General features: G+C 69.3%; 1 protein-coding gene. It reads left to right on the top strand.

All coding sequences use genetic code 11. The annotated features are described in order from the left end of the window. Positions 1–43: 43 nt before the first annotated feature. A complete protein-coding gene (locus tag H5411_RS46545) occupies positions 44–1,087 on the top strand; it encodes an IS630 family transposase (RefSeq protein WP_220818396.1) in 1,044 nt (347 codons plus the stop codon). Positions 1,088–1,109: the final 22 nt, after the last annotated feature.

The following is a 1,109-nucleotide window of genomic DNA, read 5'->3' as shown; positions in this document are numbered from 1 at the left end:
ATATTGAGCTGAAAGTGATCATTTGCCTGTAAGTTGATCACTCGTGATCGAGATCGAGGACGCCCGTCGGTTGTCGCCCGCGGGGCGAGAGGTGCTGCGGTTGCGGGTGGTGGCCGCGTTGGAGTCTGGGAAGGTCGAGGGCTATCGGCAGGCGGCGGAGGTGTTCGGGGTCTCCGAGCGCTCGGTGGGCAGCTGGTGGCGGGCTTATCAGCGGGATGGTCGTGACGGGCTGGCCGCGCGGCGGGGGCGGCGTCCCGGCCCACCGGAGATGATCAGTGCCGAGGAACGCGGCACGCTGTTTGCGGCGATGGCCGACTACACGCCCGAGGAACTGCTGATCGGTGGTCCACTATGGACGCGGCCAGCGGTCGTCGAGCTGATCCGCATGGTCACCGGGGTGGTGATGACCGAGCAGGGCGTAGGGCTGTGGCTGCGCCGGCACGGATTCACCCCGCAGCGGCCCGCGAAGCGCGCCTATGAGCAGCAGCCCGCCGCGGTGCGGGCCTGGCTGGACAGCGAGTATCCGGAAATCGCAGCACGCGCCAAGAGCGAGAACGCCACGGTGGCGTGGGCCGACCAGACCGGACTGCGCTCGGACACCGCCCCGCCCGGCCGCTCCTGGGCGCCGAAGGGGCACACGCCGGTGGTGCGGGTGACCGGCAAACGGCTACGCGTCAACGTCATGTCCGCGGTCTCGGCGCAGGGCGCGCTGTGGTTCACTGTGTTCCTCGGCCGGTTCACCGCGCCGGTGTTCACCGCGTTCCTGGATCGCCTCGCGCGGCAGGCCGGGCGGAAGGTGCACGTGATCGTCGACCGGCACCCGGTCCACCGCAGCAAGGCAGTGCGGCAGTGGCTGGACGCCAACGCCGAGCGGGTCGAGCTGCACCTGATGCCCGGCTACAGCCCCGAACTCAACCCGGACGAACTGCTCAACGCCGACCTCAAACGCCACGTGCACACCTCACGCGCCCACACCGCCGAGCAGCTCGCGCACGACACCCGCCGCTTCCTGCACCGCCGCCAGCACCAGCCGCACCTCGTCCGCGGCTACTTCCGAGCCCGCCACACCGCCTACACGATCTTGTAGGCAACCAAATAGTTTCGGCTCA

Origin of the sequence: Amycolatopsis echigonensis, from assembly GCF_014174495.1 — a bacterium.
Taxonomy (GTDB): Bacteria; Actinomycetota; Actinomycetes; order Mycobacteriales; family Pseudonocardiaceae; genus Amycolatopsis; species Amycolatopsis echigonensis.
Note: the sequence above shows the minus strand (reverse complement) of the source record. Positions and strands in the feature narration are given on the sequence as shown.